Genomic DNA, 288 nt, shown 5'->3' on the forward strand with positions numbered 1-288 from the left:
TGCGGATACCCCGGCGGCGCTGCTCCACGACGCCGACATGGCGATGTACATCGCCAAGCGCCAGGCCCGCGGCAGCCGGCGCCTGGCGGAACTCAACGACCCCCGCATCCTTCAGGAAGAAAAGGAGATAGACAGTGCTACCCCAGAGGCTCCACCCAAGAAGATAGCACCCCCACCCCCAGTACAGCCTTGAGCTGGGCCAGGCCCGTTGCCAGACCAATCCGCCCCCGACCGGCCAGAGCGCCGAGCACAACGCCGTGCTCCAGGAGCAAGGCTTCGAACTCCGCG

At 67.0% G+C, this 288-nt stretch carries 1 pseudogene; it reads left to right on the plus strand.

The features are described 5' to 3' along the window. A pseudogene (locus tag ACLJNW_RS24485) lies at window positions 1-193 on the plus strand (hypothetical protein); the annotation flags it as partial. Window positions 194-288: the final 95 nt, after the last annotated feature.

The sequence above is a fragment of the Salmonella sp. SAL4457 genome (assembly GCF_046548235.1).
Lineage (GTDB): Bacteria > Pseudomonadota > Gammaproteobacteria > Enterobacterales > Enterobacteriaceae > Salmonella > Salmonella enterica.